Origin of the sequence: Curtobacterium sp. MCBD17_003 (assembly GCF_003234885.2) — a bacterium.
Taxonomy (GTDB): domain Bacteria; phylum Actinomycetota; class Actinomycetes; order Actinomycetales; family Microbacteriaceae; genus Curtobacterium.
In genome coordinates this window covers 3,379,107-3,398,439 of the sequence record NZ_CP126275.1, presented here as the reverse complement: position 1 = coordinate 3,398,439, position 19,333 = coordinate 3,379,107, and the positions used below count along the sequence as shown (strand labels likewise).

18 protein-coding genes are annotated in these 19,333 nt (G+C 70.0%); 13 read left to right on the top strand and 5 right to left on the bottom strand.

The window, feature by feature from the left end; translation table 11 throughout:
* Nucleotides 1–417 precede the first annotated feature (417 nt).
* The 8 genes from rpmH to DEI88_RS16095 all read left to right on the top strand — a co-directional run bounded on the left by rpmH (nucleotide 418) and on the right by DEI88_RS16095 (nucleotide 5,620).
* Nucleotides 418–555: a 50S ribosomal protein L34 gene (rpmH, locus tag DEI88_RS16130; protein ID WP_019181680.1), complete on the top strand. Its 138-nt coding sequence runs from the start codon at nucleotides 418–420 to the stop codon at nucleotides 553–555.
* Nucleotides 556–564: 9 nt separating this feature from the next.
* The gene (gene rnpA / locus DEI88_RS16125) at nucleotides 565–924 is read left to right on the top strand and encodes a ribonuclease P protein component (RefSeq protein WP_111035756.1); all 360 of its coding nucleotides are present in this window, start codon (nucleotides 565–567) and stop codon (nucleotides 922–924) included.
* Nucleotides 921–1,364: a membrane protein insertion efficiency factor YidD gene (gene yidD / locus DEI88_RS16120; RefSeq protein WP_111035757.1), complete on the top strand. Its 444-nt coding sequence runs from the start codon at nucleotides 921–923 to the stop codon at nucleotides 1,362–1,364. Before rnpA ends, yidD begins: the two co-directional genes overlap by 4 nt.
* 9 nt (nucleotides 1,365–1,373) lie before the next feature.
* Complete coding sequence (gene yidC, locus DEI88_RS16115; RefSeq protein ID WP_111010778.1) at nucleotides 1,374–2,348, top strand: membrane protein insertase YidC; 975 nt, start codon at nucleotides 1,374–1,376, stop codon at nucleotides 2,346–2,348.
* A complete protein-coding gene (locus DEI88_RS16110; protein WP_375334607.1) occupies nucleotides 2,345–2,884 on the top strand; it encodes a Jag family protein in 540 nt (179 codons plus the stop codon). Before yidC ends, DEI88_RS16110 begins: the two co-directional genes overlap by 4 nt.
* 58 nt (nucleotides 2,885–2,942) lie before the next feature.
* Complete coding sequence (gene rsmG, locus DEI88_RS16105) at nucleotides 2,943–3,581, top strand: 16S rRNA (guanine(527)-N(7))-methyltransferase RsmG (RefSeq protein ID WP_111035826.1); 639 nt, start codon at nucleotides 2,943–2,945, stop codon at nucleotides 3,579–3,581.
* A gap of 96 nt (nucleotides 3,582–3,677) precedes the next feature.
* On the top strand, nucleotides 3,678–4,571 hold the full coding sequence (locus tag DEI88_RS16100) for a ParA family protein (protein WP_111035758.1): 894 nt from the start codon (nucleotides 3,678–3,680) through the stop codon (nucleotides 4,569–4,571).
* Nucleotides 4,571–5,620 carry a ParB/RepB/Spo0J family partition protein gene (locus DEI88_RS16095; protein ID WP_111035759.1) on the top strand — a complete coding sequence of 350 codons (1,050 nt, stop codon included), beginning with the start codon at nucleotides 4,571–4,573 and terminating at the stop codon, nucleotides 5,618–5,620. The genes DEI88_RS16100 and DEI88_RS16095 overlap by 1 nt, the downstream gene beginning before the upstream one ends.
* 1,170 nt (nucleotides 5,621–6,790) lie before the next feature.
* On the opposite strand, the gene DEI88_RS16090 is transcribed toward DEI88_RS16095, so the two are convergent.
* From DEI88_RS16090 to murJ, 5 genes are all read right to left on the bottom strand, one after another.
* The gene (locus DEI88_RS16090; protein WP_111035760.1) at nucleotides 6,791–7,753 is read right to left on the bottom strand and encodes a D-alanine--D-alanine ligase family protein; all 963 of its coding nucleotides are present in this window, start codon (nucleotides 7,751–7,753) and stop codon (nucleotides 6,791–6,793) included.
* 83 nt (nucleotides 7,754–7,836) lie between these two features.
* Entirely contained in the window at nucleotides 7,837–9,144 is a 1,308-nt protein-coding gene (locus DEI88_RS16085) for an aminotransferase-like domain-containing protein (RefSeq protein WP_111071971.1), read from the bottom strand.
* Nucleotides 9,145–9,341: 197 nt separating this feature from the next.
* A complete protein-coding gene (gene trxA / locus DEI88_RS16080; protein ID WP_111010772.1) occupies nucleotides 9,342–9,668 on the bottom strand; it encodes a thioredoxin in 327 nt (108 codons plus the stop codon).
* 96 nt (nucleotides 9,669–9,764) lie between these two features.
* Complete coding sequence (gene trxB, locus DEI88_RS16075) at nucleotides 9,765–10,772, bottom strand: thioredoxin-disulfide reductase (protein ID WP_111010771.1); 1,008 nt, start codon at nucleotides 10,770–10,772, stop codon at nucleotides 9,765–9,767.
* A gap of 108 nt (nucleotides 10,773–10,880) precedes the next feature.
* Nucleotides 10,881–15,317 (bottom strand): murein biosynthesis integral membrane protein MurJ, encoded by a 4,437-nt coding sequence (gene murJ / locus DEI88_RS16070; RefSeq protein ID WP_220038149.1) that lies wholly within the window; start codon nucleotides 15,315–15,317, stop codon nucleotides 10,881–10,883.
* Between the two features lie 108 nt (nucleotides 15,318–15,425).
* On the opposite strand from murJ, the gene DEI88_RS16065 reads away from it, so the two are divergent.
* The 5 genes from DEI88_RS16065 (at nucleotide 15,426) to rplI (ending at nucleotide 18,735) form a co-directional block, all read left to right on the top strand.
* Nucleotides 15,426–16,853, top strand: a complete 1,428-nt coding sequence (locus DEI88_RS16065; RefSeq protein WP_111071969.1) for a CCA tRNA nucleotidyltransferase — start codon at nucleotides 15,426–15,428, stop codon at nucleotides 16,851–16,853.
* Nucleotides 16,854–17,033: 180 nt separating this feature from the next.
* Complete coding sequence (gene rpsF, locus DEI88_RS16060; RefSeq protein WP_111010769.1) at nucleotides 17,034–17,405, top strand: 30S ribosomal protein S6; 372 nt, start codon at nucleotides 17,034–17,036, stop codon at nucleotides 17,403–17,405.
* 3 nt (nucleotides 17,406–17,408) lie between these two features.
* Entirely contained in the window at nucleotides 17,409–17,957 is a 549-nt protein-coding gene (locus DEI88_RS16055; RefSeq protein WP_111010768.1) for a single-stranded DNA-binding protein, read from the top strand.
* A 50-nt stretch (nucleotides 17,958–18,007) separates the two neighbouring features.
* Nucleotides 18,008–18,268, top strand: a complete 261-nt coding sequence (rpsR, locus tag DEI88_RS16050) for a 30S ribosomal protein S18 (protein ID WP_066517360.1) — start codon at nucleotides 18,008–18,010, stop codon at nucleotides 18,266–18,268.
* Nucleotides 18,269–18,282: 14 nt separating this feature from the next.
* The gene (gene rplI, locus DEI88_RS16045) at nucleotides 18,283–18,735 is read left to right on the top strand and encodes a 50S ribosomal protein L9 (RefSeq protein ID WP_111010767.1); all 453 of its coding nucleotides are present in this window, start codon (nucleotides 18,283–18,285) and stop codon (nucleotides 18,733–18,735) included.
* The last annotated feature ends 598 nt before the right edge of the window (nucleotides 18,736–19,333 follow it).

Below are 19,333 nucleotides of genomic sequence, written 5' to 3'. Positions count from 1 at the left end.
GGCGCGCTCGTCTCCTCTGGTCGGTCGACGTGGACCGACGGTCGCTCCGGCCGGCTCCCGCACAGCGCCGACGTCGCCCGCGAGTCGTGGGCGGACCACTCGGCCGTACACAGGGTTGTCCACAGTGTTCTCCACGAGTCGCGGATCGTGCTCGTGCCCGGTCCCGCCGGGTGATCACGGGCCGCGCGCCCCTGGATCAACCCACTGTAATTGCTCGCGGCGCGTCGGACGCAACCGGAGTTGTCCCCAATGTGGAGAATGAGCGGTTGGTCCCGTTCGTTTGACCCAGGGCCCGTCCTCACGTACCGTTGAACGGTTGACTGCGGCCAATCGGTCGCGCCCAGAGCGTCCGTTCCCATCGCGTCAACGGACCCAACGTGACCGGACCGCCGCGAGCGTCCGTGTGGAGACGAGATCATGAGCAAGCGCACCTTCCAGCCGAACAACCGCCGCCGCGCCAAGAAGCACGGCTTCCGCGCTCGTATGCGGACCCGCGCCGGCCGTGCCATCCTGGCCGCCCGCCGCAGCAAGGGCCGCACCGAGCTCTCGGCCTAACCCCCGGGGTTGTTGGCCCGAGCCAACCGGATCGTCCGAGGTGACGACTACCGAACCGTCGTGCGTCGTGGTCGCAGGAGCGCCACGGCGCACGCCGTCGTATCGGTGGTCGTCCGTGCCGATGCCGATCCCACCCGGTTCGGGTTCATCGTCTCGAAGGCAGTGGGGAACGCGGTGACCCGGAACCTCGTCCGCCGCAGGCTCAAGGCCGTCGCCCACGAACTCGTCGTCGATCACCCTTCGGGGCTCGATGTGGTCGTCCGCGCACTGCCAGCCGCCGCGCAGGCCGGCTGGCCTACCCTCATCGCAGATGTCAGGCAGTGCTTCAGTCGGAGCACGAGCCAGAGCAAGGGTGTGAACAAGGCATGAGACGAGCACTGTCGGCCGTCGCGTTGCTCCCGCGCAACGTGTGCGTGGTGGTGCTGCGCGCGTACCGCGCGGTCGTCTCCCCGCTGTACGGCGAGGTCTGCCGGTACCACCCGTCGTGCTCGCGGTACGCACTCGAGGCCATCCAGCAGTACGGCGTCGTCGTCGGCTCCAGCATGGGCGCCTGGCGTATCGCCCGGTGCAATCCGTGGGCGGCCGGTGGCATCGACGACGTCCGGGCTCGGACCGCGCCCTATCCCGTGACCCGCTTCGGGTTCGTGCTGCCCCGCCCAGCCGGCGACACCCGCGCGCTCGGCACCCGCCGGCTCGACGGCACCCCCGTCCTGGAGACCCGCCCCGTGGACGGCACCCACCGTTCGGCCCCGCAGGCCGCCCCGACCTCCCGGCGTCGCCGGTTGACACCGCACCCCCGAAAGGCGTGACCGCTTCTCATGGAGTTCCTCGAAAACACGATCCTCTGGCCACTCAAATGGGTGGTCTCCGCGATCCTCGTCGGTTTCCATTCGTTGTTCGCGGCCATCGGCATGGACCCGAACGCCGGGATCACCTGGGTGATCTCGATCATCGGTCTGACCCTCGTGGTGCGGGCGGCGCTGATCCCGATCTTCGTCCGGCAGATCAAGAGCCAGCGGCGGATGCTCGAGGTCGCGCCGCAGCTCAAGAAGATCCAGGACAAGTACAAGGGCAAGAAGGACCAGTTCTCGCGTGAGGCCATGTCCCGCGAGACGATGGCGCTGTACAAGGAGACCGGGACGAACCCGCTGAGCTCCTGCCTGCCGCTCATCATCCAGATGCCGGTGTTCCTGAGCCTGTACTCGACGCTCCACACCGCTCAGATCGACAAGACCGGTATCGGCCTGCTGACCACGCCACTGGCCCATTCGTTCGGTGTCGCGAAGCTGTTCGGCGCTCCCCTGCACGAGACGTTCCTCAGCGCCACGGGCTGGGAGGTCCGCCTCATCGCCGCCGCGATGGTCATCATCATGACCGTCTCGCAGTTCGTCACGCAGCTGCAGATCGTGGCCAAGAACATGTCGCCGGAGACCAAGGCGAGCCCGATGTACCGGCAGCAGCGGATGATGCTCTACGTCCTCCCGCTCGTGTTCGTGTTCTCGGGTCTGAGCTTCCCGCTCGGCGTCATGTTCTACTGGCTCGCCTCGAACGTCTGGACGATGGGGCAGCAGTACGTCGTGATCCGGCGCATGCCGACGCCGGGGTCCGAGGCGGCGCTCGCCCGTGAAGCCCGGCTCGCCCGGAAAGCGCAGCGACGTGGCGCGACCGCCGGTGGCGCTCTCGCCGCCGTGAACGACATCCGCGTGACCGAGATCGAGCGTCCTCGCCCGACGACCCAGCGGCAGCAGCCGGTGGGCAAGAACCGCGCCAAGAAGAACGGGAAGAAGTCGTGACCGACGACGAGCTGCTGACCGAGGACGCGCCCGTGTCCGACGAGCCGACCACCGAGGCACCGGTCGACGACGTGGAGGGCGTCGACGACGAGGTCCGTGATGAGGGCGACATCGCTGCCGACTACATCGAGGAACTGCTCGATATCTGCGATCTCGACGGTGACATCGAGATCGAGGAGCGCGGCGGCCGCGTCTACCTCTCGGTGACCGATCAGGGTGGCGCGCTGCGGGTGCTCTCGAAGCCCGACACGGTGTCGGCGCTGCAGGAACTCACCAGGATCGCCGTACAGGCCGAGACCGGCGAATTCAGCCGTCTGATCCTCGACGTCGGTGGCTCGCGCGATGCTCGGGCGTCGGAGCTCGGTCGGCTCGTGGACACGGCCATCGAGCGGATCGAGGCCGGGTCCCCGAGCGCGGCGCTCCCGCCGATGTCGTCGTACGAGCGCAAGCTCGTGCACGATCTCGTGGCCGAGCGCGGCTTCCACTCGGAGTCCGAGGGCGAGGGCCGCGACCGGCACACGGTCGTCACGCGCTGACGTGGCTGACAGCACGGACGAGCGTTCCGCGTCTGCTGAGGGCGACGTGGAGGTCGCCGTGACCGAGAGCTTGCCGGTCGAGCCAGAGCCGGACGCTGCTTCGGCGGTGTTCGGCGACCACCTCGAGCAGGTCCGGTCCTTCACGCAGGAACTCGCGCGACGTGGCGAGGAGCTCGGGTTGATCGGACCCCTGGAACTCCCACGGCTCTGGACGCGACATATCCTCAACTCGGGTGTGGTCGGACCGCTGCTCCTCGAGGGAGCGAAGGTCGGTGACGTCGGATCGGGCGCGGGACTGCCGGGCCTCGTGCTCGCCATCATGCGGCCTGACGTCGAGATGACCCTCATCGAGCCGATGGAGCGGCGCGTCGAGTGGTTGCGTGGTGAAGCGGACCGGCTCGACCTGCAGAACGTGCGGGTGCTACGCGCCCGAGCCGAGGACGTCGCGGACGACCTCGTGCTCGATCAGGTGACGGCCCGCGCGGTCAGCGCCCTGAGCAAGCTCATTCCGATCACCGTCCCACTCGTCCGCTCGGGCGGGCAGTTGCTGCTCATGAAGGGGGCCCGGGTCGATGCCGAAGTCGATGCGGCGCGGAAGGTGATCCTCCGGAAGCGCCTGACGGATGTCGAGGTCATCGAGCTCGGTGCGGGCGTGGTGGAGGAAACGACCCGGGTCTTCCGGGCTACAGTTGACTGACGTTCCCGTGCGGAGCGTTTGGTCGAGCATCGGACGGCTGCTCGCCGCAGCCGCACCAACGTTTCACGTGGAACATCGAGGCGGGGAAGTGCATTCGTGAGTTCATCTACTGACTTCGACGCGACCACGCCACTCGCGCGCGAGATCGCCGACCTCAATCGGCGGCGACGCGCGCTCGCGACGCAGCAGTTCCCCTTGCCCGAGCAGACGCGCGTGTTCACCGTGTCGAACCAGAAGGGCGGCGTCGGCAAGACGACAACGACGGTCAATCTCGCGGCCGCGCTGGCCCGTGGCGGCGCTCGCGTACTCGTCATCGACCTCGACCCGCAGGGGAATGCCTCGACGGCGCTTGGCGTGGACCACCGCGCGGAGGTCGCCAGCATCTACGACGTGATCGTGGATGAAGCGCCACTCGCCGGCACCATGCAGCAGAGCCCTGAGTCGGAGAACCTGTTCTGCGTGCCGGCGACCATTCACCTGGCGGGCGCAGAGATCGAGCTGGTGTCCCTCGTGGCGCGTGAACAGCGCCTCCGGACCGCGCTGCAGCAGTTCCTCGACGGCGTTGACGAGCCGTTCCACTACGTGTTCATCGACTGCCCGCCGTCGCTGGGTCTGCTGACGATCAACGCGTTCGTGGCGGCCCGTGAGGTGCTCATCCCGATCCAGTGTGAGTACTACGCGCTCGAGGGACTGAGCCAGCTGCTCCGGAACATCGAGCTGATCGAGCGGCATCTCAACCCGGCGTTGCGGGTGTCAACGATCCTGCTGACCATGTACGACGGCCGGACCAATCTGGCGAACCAGGTCGCGAACGAGGTCCGCGAGCACTTCGGCGACCAGGTCCTCGCCACGCTGATCCCCCGGTCCGTGCGCATCAGTGAGGCTCCGAGCTACGGGCAGAGCGTCGTCAGCTATGACACGAATTCACCAGGGTCGCTCTCGTACTTCGAGGCGGCCGCAGAGATCGCAGCACGAGGAGCGAAGCACTGATGGCACCGAAGCGGACCGGACTCGGCAGGGGCATCGGCGCGCTCATCCCGACGAGCCCCGAGCAACAGGAGCGTCCGGTTGACGTCTTCTTCCCCACGAACACGAGTGCTGCGACCAGGGAACCCGCGACGACCGCGACGGATGCCGTCGCTGCGATCCTTGCCGACGGAGCGTCGCCGAACAGCGTCGGCCAGACCGCCGATGACTTGGTTGCCGTGCCCGGCGCTCGCCTGGCCAATCTCAACCCCCTGGACATCGTGCCGAACGCCCAGCAGCCACGCTCGGAGTTCCGCGAGGAAGAGCTCCAGGAGCTGGTCCACTCGATCCGCGAGATCGGCGTCCTGCAACCGATCGTCGTTCGTCCCATTGCGGGCGCGGCCGGAACCGAGCCGCGGTACGAGCTCATCATGGGTGAGCGACGGCTGCGGGCCACGAAGGAACTCGGCCTCGCCACCATCCCGGCGATCATCAAGGAGACGCCTGATGACGCCATGCTGCGCGATGCGCTCCTCGAGAACCTGCACCGTGCGAACCTCAACCCGCTCGAGGAGGCATCGGCCTACCAGCAGCTCCTGGCGGACTTCGGGATCACGCAGGAGCAGCTCGCCGCACGTATCGGGCGTTCGCGGCCACAGATCACGAACACCATCCGCCTGCTCCGACTGCCGTCACCGGTGCAGCGGCGCGTCGCAGCCGGTGTCCTGAGCGCTGGCCATGCTCGCGCGATCCTCTCGGCGCCCGACGCAGAGGCGATGGAGTACCTCGCCGAGAAGATCGTGAACGAGGACCTGTCTGTCCGGGCCGCTGAGGCGGCCGCAGCGGCACTCTCGGCCAAGACGCCCTCGGGGCGGCCGCGGACGGAGCCGTCCAAGCGGCAAGCTCATCTCAATGACCTCGCGGAACGCCTCGGTGACCGCCTCAACACGCGCGTGAAGATCCAGTTGGGGTCGCGCAAGGGCACGCTGCGCATCGACTTCGCAACGATCGAGGATCTCAATCGGATCCTCGAGGACCTGCGGAACGAGGCAGTCGCCGACGCAGCGTCCTGACGTTTCACGTGGAACATCGTGGGGCGCGTCGGCAGGTGGCGTCCGAAGGGGGTCTGCGGCGCTGACCACGATCGGCACGTTGCGTGGCTCGCGCCCTGATCGTGATCCTGCGCACGCCGTCCTTGGACCAGTCGAGCCGCTGGTGGGACCGATCCGGTGTGGCAACGCGGGCGCTGATGGTCGTGCGACGGCCGGGGTCGAGAGACCGGCGTGGCGGTCATGTTGCACGTGAAACCACGGCCGCCCTCCTGCTGGTCGCGCCGCAGCCGGTGCGCGTGACGCCGCGGCGTTGCGGGCGGACCGCGAACAAAGCGCGACGCGATGCAGGCGGAGGATGACTTGACGGCCGTCGCGGGGATGGAACTACGAGCACTGGGGGTCGGGTCCCCCCCGCAGATGGCAACGCCACGGCACGACGAGCGGCTTGGCCTGCGGTGTCCCGACGACGACGGACGGCAGGCCGGAGATCGCTGCAAGAGGTTGACCGCGGCGCTGGTGGCTCGCGCTCGGATGAGCGCGGGGGATCGCGCCGGGACGTTGATCGGGTCCGCCAGGATGGCAGCGAGACGGGCGGCGGTTGGGCCGTCAGGTGGGCGGCGAGTCGGGTGACGCGTGAGGCGGAGCGCGAGGCGTCGGATGGGCGGCGATCCGGGCAGCCATCCGGGCGGCGCGTGAGGGGACCACGATGGGTGATCCTCGCTGCCACCGCGGGCGTAGGCGGCCGTCGCGAGGCCGGGTGTGCGGATCGTGATCGGTGCGCCTCGGCGCGCCTCGTCGCCCAGGTGGGCCGTCCTCGGCACCCGGGCGGCGATCAGGCTACGCTCGGTGGACGCGGAGCCGGGCCACCGCAGCGCACGATCGCACAGTCGTGTCCGGCGTCCTCGCTCTGCTGTTGTTCGGCCGCCACGCAGATCGTGCTGCCGCTGGGCGCCCGGTACGCCGATCAGCTTGCTCCTGCGGGGACTACGGGGCCTCGACCGCACGCCGATCAGGACGACCGGTGGCCAACTCCGGCCGGTGCGTTCACCCTCGCCAAGCCACAGAACCGGGTCGTCTCCAACTGCGCCTGGAGCAGCCGAATGTTTCACGTGGAACGCGCGTGCACTGCGCTGCCCGGGACCGGACCGCGCTGCTCGGGACCGGGCTGATCCTTCGTGGGACAGACGACCGCTACCGGCGATGGTCGCGGATGGCCTGCTCGGCGAGCTCGGCGTAGACCCACCCGAGGTCATGACCGGAGGCCAGGAGGGCCTGCGGCACGAGCGACGTCTCGGTGAGTCCGGGAAGGACGTTCACCTCGAGGAACCACGGTGTCTCGACCGCGTCGACGATCATGTCGACGCGCGAGATGTGCCGGAGGCCGAGCGCGACGTGTGCTGCGACTGCTGCGTCGGCCGCCGCCGTTGCGGCTGCGGCCGACAAGCGCGCCGGGGTGTAGAAGGTCGTCTCACCAGCGTTGTACCGCGCCTCGTACCCGTACACGCCGGATCGCGGGACGATCTCGACGGGAGCGAGGGGCACCGGGCCATCACCGGTGTCGACCACCCCGACGGCGATCTCGGTCCCGGTGATGAGCTGCTCGACGATGACGTCGTCGCAGTAGGTGTACGCCGTGACCATCGCTCGCGGCAGATCGGCCGTGTCGTGGACCAGGGTGACGCCCTGCGCGCTCCCACCACGGGCGGGCTTGACCACGAGGGGGACCGGGTGCTCGTCCGCGATGGCCGCGAGCACGCTGACGGCGCCGAGTTCGCGGAAGACGTCGTGCGACAGGGTGACCGATCGCGGCGTGCGGACGCCCGCCCGAGCGGCGAGTGCCGATGCGGTCGGTTTGTCCCAGGCGAGGCGAGCCGAGGTGGCGCGCGAACCGACGAACGGCACGTCGAGCGCCTCGAGGATGCCGCGGAGCGCGCCGTCCTCACCGCTGGCGCCGTGGAGCGCGGGCCAGACGACGTCGGGCTGGAGTTCGCGCAGCGCGGGGAGCAGCGTCGCGTCGGCGTCCCGGAGATCGACCTGCCAGCCGTAGCCAATGAGCGAGTCGGCCACGCGTCGTCCCGAACGGAGCGAGATGTCCCGCTCGTGCGAGATGCCCCCCGCGACGACGACGACGTGACGACGGGCGAACTCCACCATGATGCGTTCCTCGAGTGCGGCCGCGCGGCGCGTGGCGTGATGAATCCCTGGTCAGGAGCGGTCGGCCGAAACGGCGACGCGGGTCAGGACATGTTCGGCGGCGGTGCCGAGACCGTCTGGGCGGCGTCGGGGACCGGCGCTGGCCGGGCGGCGGTGCCGAAGGTCTCGATGAGCTCGAGTTCGTCGTTCACGACGGTCGCGAGCCGCTTCACGCCGGTGCGGATCTGCTCCGGCGTGGGGTAGCAGAAGGAGAGACGCATCTGTCCGCCCCCGCGGCCGTCGGCGAAGAACGCGGTACCCGGCGTGTAGGCGACGAGTTCCTTGACCGCGCGGGGCAGCATCGCCTTGGAGTCGAGCTGGTCCGGCAGCGTGAGCCACACGAAGAACCCGCCGTTCGGCGTGGTCCACTGCAAGTCGGGGAGGAACTCGGCGAGAGCGGCGAGCATGGCGTCGCGGCGCTCCGCGTAGAGGCCGCGGAAGGTGGTGATCTGGGCCTTCCAGTCCGCGGCATCGAGGTACGCGTTCACGACGTACTGTCCGAACGAGTTCGGTGCGAGCACAGCGGATTCGTTCGCGAGCACGAGTTTCTCGCGGATGGCGTGCGGCGCGAGGGCCCAGCCGACGCGGAATCCCGGGGCGAGGGTCTTCGAGAAGGAGCCGAGGTACACGACGCCGTCCTCGTCGATCGAGCGGATGGCCTGCGGCGCCGGCTCGTCGAACCAGAGGAGACCGTAGGGGTTGTCCTCGAGCACGAGGATCTGGTTCGACCGGCAGATGTCGAGGATCTCGATGCGGCGTTCGCGGCTCATCGTGACGCCCGCGGGGTTGTGGAAGTTCGGGATGGTGTACAGGAACTTCATGCGCTTGCCAGCGGCCCTGAGGCGGGCGATGGTCTCGCGCAGGGCCTCGGGGACCAGGCCCTGGTCGTCCATGGCCACGTGCACGGTCTCGGCCTGGTACGAGCGGAACACACCGATCGCACCGACGTACGACGGCGACTCCGCCAGGACGACGTCGCCCGGATCGATGAACAGCCGCGTGACGAGGTCGAGGGCGTGCTGTGAACCCGTGGTGACGACGACGTCCTCGGCGCTCGCACGGACGCCCTCGAGCGCCATGATGTCGACGATGTGCTCACGGAGGGTCCGGAGACCCTGGCCGCCGCCGTACTGCAGCGCCATGGCGGCGTCGTGCTCCATGACCCGGTCGATGGACCCGGTGACGAGCTCGCGGGGGAGCGCGGACACGAACGGCATGCCGCCGGCCAGGGAGACGACCTCGGGGCGGGATGCGACGGCGAACAGTGCTCGGACCTCGGATGCGCTCAGCCCTGCGGTGCGCTGGGCGTAGGAGTCGTACCACGGGTCGAGGCTGGTTCCCCGGTCGGTCATCGCATGGTCTCCGATCACTCGGGCGCCGATCGCGGACGCCGACGCCGACGGACGGCGTTCCGGCCACGATACGGCATGCCCGTGCACGCCCGTCGGTCCCCGCGCAGGCCAGTTCCGGACGCGTGGTTCCGCGTGGACGACGGAAGCCCCGCCTCCCGGATCGGGAGACGGGGCTTCAGGAGCCGTCGGGGCTGGTGTCAGACCAGGAACTCGGCCAGGTCGGCCTCGAGCGCCGGCTTCGGCTTCGCACCGATCACGGTCTTGACGACCTCACCGCCGCGGAAGACCTTCATCGCGGGGATCGAGGTGATCTGGTACTGCATGGCGGACTGGGGGTTCTCGTCCACGTTGAGCTTGACGATCTCGATCTTGTCGCTGTGCTCCGACGCGATCTGGTCGAGGATCGGGGAGACCGCACGACACGGCCCGCACCACTCGGCCCAGAAGTCGACGAGGATCGTCTTGTCGGACTGCAGCACGTCGCTCGAGAACGACGCGTCGGTCACTGCCTTGGCGTTGGACATGGTTCCTGCTTCCTTGGGTTGGTCGTTGTGGACAACATCGGCGTCCGTGTCGCTATTCCGTCGGCCGGGAGGCACGGCGCGGCCGGGCGCGCCCGCTCAGCTGCCGACCGTGGCCGGCTCGACCGGCGAGATCGTGACGGGCTCGACCGGGACCGGACCGTCCGCCAGGGCGGCGAGCTCGGGCTCGAGGTCGGCGAGGAACTTCTCGGCGTCGAGGGCCGCCACCGTGCCGGAACCGGCCGCGGTGATCGCCTGCCGGTAGGTCGGGTCGATGACGTCACCGGCCGCGAACACGCCGGACAGGTTCGTGCGCGACGAGCGTCCGTCGACGGCGATGGTGCCCTCGGGGGCGAGGTCGACCTGGCCGTGGATGAGGTGCGTACGCGGGTCGTTGCCGATCGCGATGAACAGACCGTCGAGGGGCAGCTGCGACTCCTCGCCGGTGGTGGTGTCGCGGAGCGTGACGCCCTCCACCGAGGTCTCACCGTGGATGGCGACGACCTCCTTGTTCCACGCGAACACGATCTTCGGGTCGTTGAACGCGCGGTCCTGCATGATCTTCGACGCGCGCAGGACGTCCTTCCGGTGGATCACCGTCACCGTGTCGGCGAAGCGGGTGAGGAACGTGGCTTCCTCCATCGCGGAGTCGCCACCGCCGACGACGGCGATGTTCTTCTGGCGGAAGAAGAAGCCGTCGCAGGTCGCGCACCACGACACGCCGTGGCCCGACAGGCGCTGCTCGTCCGGGAGGCCCAGGTTGCGGTAGGCGGAGCCGGTCGCGTAGATCACGGCGAGCGACTCGTAGGTCTGGCCGCCACCGACGGTGACCTTCTTGACGTCGCCCGTGAGGTCGACGGACACGGCGTCGTCGTACAGGATCTCCGCGCCGAACTTCTCGGCCTGCTCCTGCATCTTCATCATGAGGTCGGGGCCCTGGATGCCCTCCGGGAAGCCGGGGAAGTTCTCGACCTCGGTGGTCTTGGTGAGCTCGCCGCCGGTCTCGACGCTGGACGCGACCACGAGGGGCTTCAGCTCGGCGCGCGCGCTGTAGATCGCGGCGGTCAGCGCGGCGGGACCGGAGCCGATGATGATGAGCTGGCGCATGCCTGGTGCCCTTTCGTCGTGGACGTCCTGGAGGACCGGACCGGTGCCTCCCGGTCCGATCGGATCAACACATGGTACCGGCGGCGCATTCCGCCGCTCGGCCCGCGTTCAGCGTCCGAGACGGGCCCGGAGGAGGCCCACCGCGCTTCGGATCTCGCCGTTGCGCGTGAGGACGAGCACGGCCACGTACACGACCACCATGGCGGCCGCGGTGAGCGCGAGGGTGATGAGCGCACTCGTGACGTCCGTCATCGCGAACCCGCCGGCTCGGAACGCCCCGAAGAACGCGGCGACGGCGACCCCGGCGGCCCCGGCGACGATCGCGGCGACGACGAACTGCACGTGCGAGCGCGTCACGGCGCCGCCCTCGATGCCGGCGAGGCGTCGGCGGACGATGACGAGCGCGACGACGGTCTGGGCGCTCCCGGCGAGGGTGGTCGTGATCGCGACGCCGACACCGATGGCCGAGCCGGGCAGGGCCGCGACGGCGTAGGCGCCGATGACGAACAGCCCGGACTGCACGAGCTGCATGAAGAACGGCGTGCGGTGGTCGTGGAGGGCCCAGAACACCCGCTGGATGATGAACAACATGCTGAACAGCACCAGGCCGGGCATGTAGGCGACGAGCACGAAGGCCATCGACCGGACGTCCGTGAAGGCGTGCTCGTAGATCCGGGCGAACGGGAACGCCAGGACGATGAGGGCGACCGACGCGAACACGGTGAACAGACCGACGATCCGCAGCGACTGCGACAGGTTCCGGCGGACCGCGGCGATGTCACCCCGTTCCGCGTCGTGGCTCATCCGGGTGAAGTAGGCGGTGGCGATCGACACGGTGATGATCGAGTGCGGCAGCATGAACAGCAGCCACGAGTTCTGCAGCGTCGCGTTGCCCGCGCCCGTGCCGAGGGATGCCACCCGCGACTGCACGATGCCCGCGAGCTGCGTCACCAGGATCATGAGGAACAGCCAGCCGGCCGCGGTGCCCGTCGCCTTGAGGCCCACCCCGCGCCACCGGAAGTCGGGACGGAACCCCAGGCCGGCACGACGCCAGAAGAGCAGCAGGAACGCCGCCTGCACCGCGACGCCCAGAGTGGCGCTCCCCGCGAGCACGGCGATCTTCGTCGGCGTCCAGTCGCCTGCGTCGCTGTTGAGCCCGCGCGTGCCGAAGAGGGCGATGAACACGACGAGCCCGGCGATCGCGATGACGTTGTTGAGGAGCGGCGCCCACGTGAAGGGCCCGAACACCTGGCGGGCGTTGAGGACCTCGCCGAGCAGCGAGTACAGCGCGTAGAAGAGGATCTGCGGCAGGCACCAGAACGCGAACGCGACCGCCAGTGCGGTGGTGTCGTCCGCGAAGCCCTTGCCGCCGCTGCCCGCGGACTGGCTGTACAGGTGGACGAGCAGGGGCGCGATCGCGGTGGCGACGACGGTGACGCCGAGGAACACGATGCCCCCGAGCGTGACGATCCGGTTGATGTACGCCTGACCGGCGTCGGCGTGCTGCTTCATCGAGCGGACGATCTGCGGGATGAGGACCGCGCTGAGCAGGCCGCCCGCGATGAGCGCGTAGATGTTGTTCGGCAGCTGGTTCGAGACGGCGAAGGCGTTGGCGGCGGCGCTGCCGGACTGGCCGATCGCGGCCGCGAGGACGAACGTCTTGGCGAACCCGAGGACGCGCGACACCATCGTGCCGATCGCGAGCAGGGCGCTGGCCCGGCCGAGGCCGCGTTCCGCCGGGGCGGTCGGGGTCGCGCCGCCGGTCGGGGTCGCGCCGCCGGTCGGGGTCGCGCCGCCGGTCGGAGCCGCACCGTCGATCGGGCCCGCTGCCGCGACCGCGCCCGCCCCGACGGCCGCGTCCGTCGTGCCCGGGGTGCCGGCGGTGGGTGCCGCGGCACCGATGGGGGTCCCGGCGAGTGGAGCCGTGCCTCCCGGCCGAGCGGTCTGGAGGTCGTCGGTCACGTCGTTCCGTTCTCGTGCGCCCGTCGGGCGTGCAGCGGCGACGGCGGCGGGTGTGGCGACGGCGGCGGGTGCGGCGACGGCCGTGGATACGGTGGCCGCGGGGGCGGCGGCCGACGCGGCTACCGGCTGGTCGTCGAGCGGACGGTTGGGGTCGTCGTCGTCCTCAGGAGGCGCGCCACCGGACCGGCGACGGAGGCGTCGGCGGATGTTGCGCAGGATCCCGAGGCCGAAGATCACCACGACCGCGGCTCCGGCGAGGCCGGTGATGATCGTCTCCCACTGGGCCTGCACGTTGATCTCGACCGCGCTCGGCTGCGCGACGCGCGTCCCGGTGGAACTCGTCAGGCTGAGCTGGAGCTGCACCTTGCCGTTCGCGACGGACTGCACGGGGAACGTGATGCGCGACTGCGACTCGGGCTGGACGGTGACCTGGAGCGCGTTCTTCTCGACCCGGAGGAACGAGTTCGACGGCGTGACCGTCAGGTAGACGGTCACGGGGAACTCGGACTTGTTGCGGACGGAGATCGGCAGGGACGACCGGTCGCCGAGCAGGGTGATGGAGCTCGAGTCGACGATCCCGACGGAGTCGACGACGGCGTTCGCCCGTTTCACCCGGACGGCCACGGCACGCTGCAGTCCCGCGAGGTCGGTCGTCCACGCGGTCGAGGCGAGGGCGAGCGTGTGGAGCCGGGTCGGCGCCGTGAGGTCGGTGGGGGTGGTCAGGGCGGTCGAGAACGCGGTGACGGCACTCTCGGACTGGACGAGCTGGCGGAGCTGCGCGAGGCGGTCGTCGGGCTCGGCGTGGTTGCTCACCGAGACGCTCGTCGGCGCAGTGCCGATGGTCGTCGAGAGGTCCGTGGGCGAGACCCACGGCATCGACTCGAGCGCGTCGAGCGTGTCGGACATGCGGGTCGGGTCGGTCGGCCATGAACGGTCGAACGTCAGGAGGATCGGAGCGGACGTGCTCGCCTGCCGCGTCGTCGTCGCGAGGGTGGCGGTGAGCGCCGCCATCGCGCTCTGCCACGACGCCTGATCGGGTGCGTCCGCGGCGTCGTCGAGGAGCGCGCTCAGCCGTTCGTCGGACACGAGGAGGTCGGCGGTCCCGGCCTTGGCGGAGGCGGCGACCGTGGTGTCCGCGCCGGCCGTGGTGTTCCCGTTCGCGACGATGGTGTGCTGGTAACCCCCCTTGGCGAGTACCGGGAGGTCGTCCGACGTGACGGTGTCCTCGTCCGGCCAGGCGATCGAGGGCAGCGTGTACGGGAAGTCGAGCAGGGTCTGCATCGTCGGCAGCGTGGGCGCGGCGGGTGTCGGCTCGTCGCCCGGCTGGCCCGTGCCGGGCGCCGGGGTTGCGTCGGTGCCGGCGGTCGTTCCGGTTCCGGCCGCCGTTCCGGTCTCAGCCCCGGTGCTGGTTCCGGCGCCGGCGCTCGTCCCCGTGCCTCCACCGGCCGCCGTGGACGGGCCCGCACCGGCGGTCGGCGTCGCGCTCGCGGCGGCCGCGCCGGCGCCGCTCGCACCGTCCGTCGTCCCGGTCGCGGTGGCGGTCGGCGTCGGCGTGACCGCACCGGGGAAGTGGCGTGGGTCCACGTCCTGGTCGAACGAGATCGGCGTGAAGACGCCCGGCGCTCCCGCCTGCCGGAGGCCCGTCAGGTCGGCGTCGGCGTAGGGCAGCGCGAACGTCTCGTTCCGGGCGGCGGTCAGACGGTCGAGCCAGGTCACCGCGGACTCGGGGGCGTCCTGGCCCAGGAGCCGGATCGAGACGATGATCCGCGGGTCGATGCCGATCGCGACGTTGTGGTCGATGGCGGCGTCGAGCTGCGCCGTGAGCGTGCCGTCGACGGCGGTGTCCGCGGCGAGCTCCGACGCCGACAGCGTGGTCGAGGTCGTCGCGGGCACGGTGATCGGCATCACGACGGAGACGTCCGTGGGCTGCTGCGTCAGCGACGGGTACCAGGTGATGGCCGAACGGCCGACGACGTCGACCGAGCCCGACGCGTACGAGACCGCGAGGCGGCGCGCGCCGAACGAGTAGCCGTCGAGGCCGACCGTGGCCGACGGGATCGTGATGTCGGTCATCGTGACCGTCTGGTGCGCGGGGACCACCGGGACGTCGAAACTCGACAGGTAGGAGCCGAGGTAACCGTCTGAACTGGTGTCCTCGAGCCAGTCCTCGAGGTCGGACCGGTCCCCGGTCACGCTCCGCGACAGGGAGACGTCCGCGGTGGTCGCGGCGAGGTCCGTGTCGGTGCCGTTCGTCACGGTGACCGTGAGGGTGAGGTCCTGGTCCGGCTTGAGCACGCCCTGGTCCGTCGCCGCCACCGACAGGGAGGCCGTGGTCGCCGTGGTGGGCGCCGCTGCGTTCTTCTGCGCGGGGTGGGTGGGCGCGGGGGTCGCGGTGCTGGCGTTCGTGCCGGTGGGACCGGGGGTCGCGACCGCGCGCGCACTGCTCGTGGCCGACGCGGCGTGGTTGCTGCTGGCCGGTGCATGGCTGCTGCTCGCCGCCTCCGCGACTCCGGGCACGCCGACGACGCCGAGGGCGACCAGCGCGGTCACCGCGGCGGCGAGTGGCGTTCGGAGGATGTGCATGGAAGAGGCGCCCGGGACCGTCCGGGCCTCGGACGAGTGTAGGAGGCCCAGCCGGAGACGCAGCCGAGGAGGCACGGCACGGCCGGGTTCTGGGATGATCGACGGGTCATGCCCTCCGTCGCACACGCCGTGGAACGCCTCGGTCACCTCGCCGAGTCCGCACCCGTCGCCACCCTGGCCGCCGCCTTCGGCGAGGCCGGCCACGAACTCGCGCTCGTCGGCGGTCCCGTCCGCGACGCCTTCCTCGGCCGGCCCGTGACCGACCTCGACTTCACGACGGACGCCCGGCCCGACGAGATCCTCCGGATCGTGGAACCGATCGCGAGCGCGACCTGGGACGTCGGGCGACAGTTCGGCACCATCGCGGCCCGCGTGCGTGGCGAGCAGGTCGAGATCACGACGTACCGCAGCGACGTGTACGACGGCGAGACCCGGAAGCCCGAGGTCGAGTTCGGATCGGCCATCACCGAGGACCTGGTCCGCCGGGACTTCACCGTCAACGCGATGGCCCTGCGACTCCCCCAGCGCGAGCTCGTCGACGTGGCCGACGGCGTCGAGGACCTGCTCGCCGGTCGCCTGCGCACCCCGCAGAGCGCCGTCGTGTCCTTCCGCGACGACCCGCTCCGCATGATGCGTGCGGCACGGTTCACGGGCCAGCTCGGGTTCACCGTGAGCGACGACGTCCGCGCCGCGATGACCGAGCTCGCCGGCTCGATCGCAATCGTCTCCGCCGAGCGCGTGCGCGACGAGTTCGTCAAGCTGCTCGCCACGGACGACCCCGTGCCCGGGCTGCGCCTCCTCGTCGACACGGGCATCGCCGAGCGGGTGCTGCCGGAACTCCCGGCGATGCAGCTCGAGATCGACGAGCACCACCACCACAAGGACGTCTACGAGCACTCGCTCACCGTGCTCACGCAGGCGATCGGCTACGAGCACGAACGGCACGCCGGCGACGCGCCCGACATCGTCCTCCGCGTCGCCGCATTGCTCCACGACATCGGCAAGCCCGCCACCCGCCGCCTGGAGCCCGGCGGCGTCGTGAGCTTCCACCACCACGACCTCGTCGGTGCCAAGCTCGCCCGCAAGCGGCTCCGCGCGCTGCGGTTCGACAACGAGACCGTCGCCGCCGTCACGAAGCTCATCGAGCTGCACCTGCGGTTCTTCGGCTACACGGACGGCGCGTGGACGGACTCGGCCGTGCGCCGCTACGTCCGCGACGCCGGCGACCAGCTCGAGCGGCTCCACGAGCTCACCCGATCGGACGTCACGACGCGCAACCGCCGCAAGGCCGACCGGCTCGGGTTCGCGTACGACGACCTGGAGGACCGGATCGCCGCCCTGCGCGACCGGGAGGAACTCGACGCCATGCGTCCCGACCTGACGGGCGACGACATCATGCGGATCCTCGGCATCCGCCCCGGGCGCGAGGTCGGCGAGGCCTACCGGTTCCTGCTCGAGGCCCGCATGGACGAGGGGCCCCTCGGACCCGACGAGGCGGAGCGTCGCCTGCGCGCCTGGTGGGCCGAGCGGGGCTGATCCGCACCACCCGACCACGGTGCGGGCGGTCGGGCTGTGGAGAACCCTTGCCGGGCCTCCCGGCCGTCGGCTAGTCTTGTCAGGTTGTGCCCACCGTGTTCGTGGTGGTCGCACACATGCATCAACCCTCCTGCTCCGGAAAGACCGGAGCCGTTCTAGACCAAGGGAGGTGGGTTCCGCATGCACCAGTACGAACTGATGGTCATCCTCGACCCCGAGATCGACGAGCGCACGGTCGCTCCGTCGCTCGACCGGTTCCTCGCAGTCATCCGCAACGACGGTGGCACCGTCGACAACGTGGACGTCTGGGGCCGTCGTCGTCTCGCGTACGAGATCAACAAGAAGTCCGAGGGCATCTACGCCGTCGTCAACATGACGGCGAACGCCGACGCCGCCAAGGAGCTCGACCGCCAGCTCGGTCTCTCCGAGGCCGTGCTCCGCACCAAGGTCCTCCGCGCCGAGGAAGCGATCGCCCAGGTCGCCGCCGCCAAGAAGCTCTCCGACGAGCGCGCCGCCCGCAAGGCCGCGGCCGCCACGAAGAGCGCCGAGTAGCCCGTGGCCGGCGAGACCGTCATCACGGTGGTGGGCAACCTCACCAGCGATCCCGAGCTGCGGTACACGCAGAACGGCCTCGCGGTGGCGAACTTCACCATCGCGTCGACACCGCGCACGTTCGACCGTCAGGCGAACGAGTGGAAGGACGGCGACGCGCTGTTCCTCCGTGCGAGTGTCTGGCGTGAGTTCGCCGAGCACGTCGCGGGATCGCTGACCAAGGGCTCGCGCGTCATCGCGCAGGGTCGTCTGCGTCAGCGCTCCTACCAGGACCGCGAAGGCCAGCAGCGCACGAGCATCGAGCTCGAGGTCGACGAGATCGGCCCCTCGCTCCGCTACGCGACCGCCCAGGTCACCCGCGCCTCCGGTGGTGGTGGCGGCGGTGGCCGCGGCCAGGTCGGTGGCGGCAACGGTGGCGGTGGCGGCGGCTACAACGGTGGCGCGCAGTCCGACGAACCGTGGTCCCCGCAGGGCAACCAGGGTGGCAACACGTCCTCGTCGGACGTGTGGAACACCCCAGGCGGCACCTACGACGACGAAACCCCGTTCTGATCAGTCGGCTCCCCCGCTGATCCGGAAACAGAACTAGAAGGAATCCCCCAATGGCTGGAAAGAGCAGCGGCGACCGCCGCAAGCCTCGCGGAGGCAAGGGCGGCAAGAACGCCGCCCCCGCGAAGTCGATCAAGGTCGGCGTCATCGACTACAAGGACGTCGCGACCCTGCGCAAGTTCATCTCCGAGCGCGGCAAGATCCGTGCCCGCCGTATCACCGGCGTCTCCGTGCAGGAGCAGCGCCTCATCGCCCGTGCCGTGAAGAACGCCCGCGAGATGGCGCTCCTCCCCTACGCCGGCTCCGGCCGCTGATCGGAGGATCACCCATGTCGAAGCTCATCCTCACCCACGAGGTCTCCGGCCTCGGTTCCGCCGGTGACGTCGTCGACGTCAAGAACGGCTACGCCCGCAACTACCTGATCCCGCAGGGCTTCGCCGTCGCGTGGTCGCGTGGTGGTCAGAAGCAGGTCGAGTCGATCCAGGCCGCTCGCGCCGCGCGCGAGCTCGCCACGATCGAAGAGGCCCAGGACCTCAAGCTCAAGCTGCAGAACGCCGTTGTCACGCTGACCGTCAAGGCCGGCAAGGACGGCCGCCTGTTCGGCTCGGTCCGCCCGGGCGACGTCGCCGACGCCGTGCAGGCGCAGGGCATCGGCTCGCTCGACAAGCGCAAGATCGAGGTCCCCGGGTCGATCAAGTCCGTCGGCGAGCACGAGGCCACGGTCCGGCTCCGCGAGGACATCGTCGCGACCATCGCGCTGAAGGTCGTCGCCGCCAAGTAGTTCCGTCCGGACCGGCGCTGCCGGTCCGACCGCCGAGGGCGGGTCTCCCAGTCGGGAGGCCCGCCCTTCGTCGTCCCCGCAGCCTCCTCCGGCTTCGCTGCTCTTCGACAGTCCGGCGGTCGTCCGACATCGGATCGGCGGTCGTCGGATGCACACGCACCAGATGCGGTTGGATGCGACGACCCGACTGCTGTCGGACGACAACGGTCATGTCGATTCCGGCCCCCTGCCGGGAGGCGCGGTGGCCGTCCGTCCCGCCGGCCGGGACCGGGGCGAGGCCGGTGGGGTACGCGTGTCCTCCTGGTTGCGGACAGCAACTCCGCGTGGTTCCGGCGCGCGCCCAGCGACACCCGTCGCGCTGTTGACCCGGGGACCGTTCCGGGGGACAAGCGCGCATGTGGTGGGGCTGGGAGCGCGGGACGTGGTACTCCACATCAGGCCGCCCTGTCCAGGTTCTATGCACAGGCAGGACGTCAAGTCGGGAACCTTCAACCGGCACTCTAAACAACGTTGTGCACACATGGTGTGCAACCAGAAACGCCAGGTCAGAAGCGGTTTATTTCGCCCCGGTCCCCGCTCCTCCACAGGAGTTTCCACA

Bases quoted from the DNA above. Each gene is read 5' to 3' on its own strand.
- yidC (WP_111010778.1), top strand. From the start codon at position 1,374: ATGGAGTTCCTCGAAAACACGATCCTCTGGCCACTCAAATGGGTGGTC.
- rpsR (WP_066517360.1), top strand. From the start codon at position 18,008: ATGGCTGGAAAGAGCAGCGGCGACCGCCGCAAGCCTCGCGGAGGCAAG.
- rplI (WP_111010767.1), top strand. From the start codon at position 18,283: ATGTCGAAGCTCATCCTCACCCACGAGGTCTCCGGCCTCGGTTCCGCC.
- DEI88_RS16095 (WP_111035759.1), top strand. From the start codon at position 4,571: ATGGCACCGAAGCGGACCGGACTCGGCAGGGGCATCGGCGCGCTCATC.
- murJ (WP_220038149.1), bottom strand. From the start codon at position 15,317: ATGCACATCCTCCGAACGCCACTCGCCGCCGCGGTGACCGCGCTGGTC.
- DEI88_RS16065 (WP_111071969.1), top strand. From the start codon at position 15,426: ATGCCCTCCGTCGCACACGCCGTGGAACGCCTCGGTCACCTCGCCGAG.
- yidD (WP_111035757.1), top strand. From the start codon at position 921: ATGAGACGAGCACTGTCGGCCGTCGCGTTGCTCCCGCGCAACGTGTGC.
- DEI88_RS16085 (WP_111071971.1), bottom strand. From the start codon at position 9,144: ATGACCGACCGGGGAACCAGCCTCGACCCGTGGTACGACTCCTACGCC.
- rpmH (WP_019181680.1), top strand. From the start codon at position 418: ATGAGCAAGCGCACCTTCCAGCCGAACAACCGCCGCCGCGCCAAGAAG.
- trxA (WP_111010772.1), bottom strand. From the start codon at position 9,668: ATGTCCAACGCCAAGGCAGTGACCGACGCGTCGTTCTCGAGCGACGTG.
- trxB (WP_111010771.1), bottom strand. From the start codon at position 10,772: ATGCGCCAGCTCATCATCATCGGCTCCGGTCCCGCCGCGCTGACCGCC.
- DEI88_RS16090 (WP_111035760.1), bottom strand. From the start codon at position 7,753: ATGGTGGAGTTCGCCCGTCGTCACGTCGTCGTCGTCGCGGGGGGCATC.
- rpsF (WP_111010769.1), top strand. From the start codon at position 17,034: ATGCACCAGTACGAACTGATGGTCATCCTCGACCCCGAGATCGACGAG.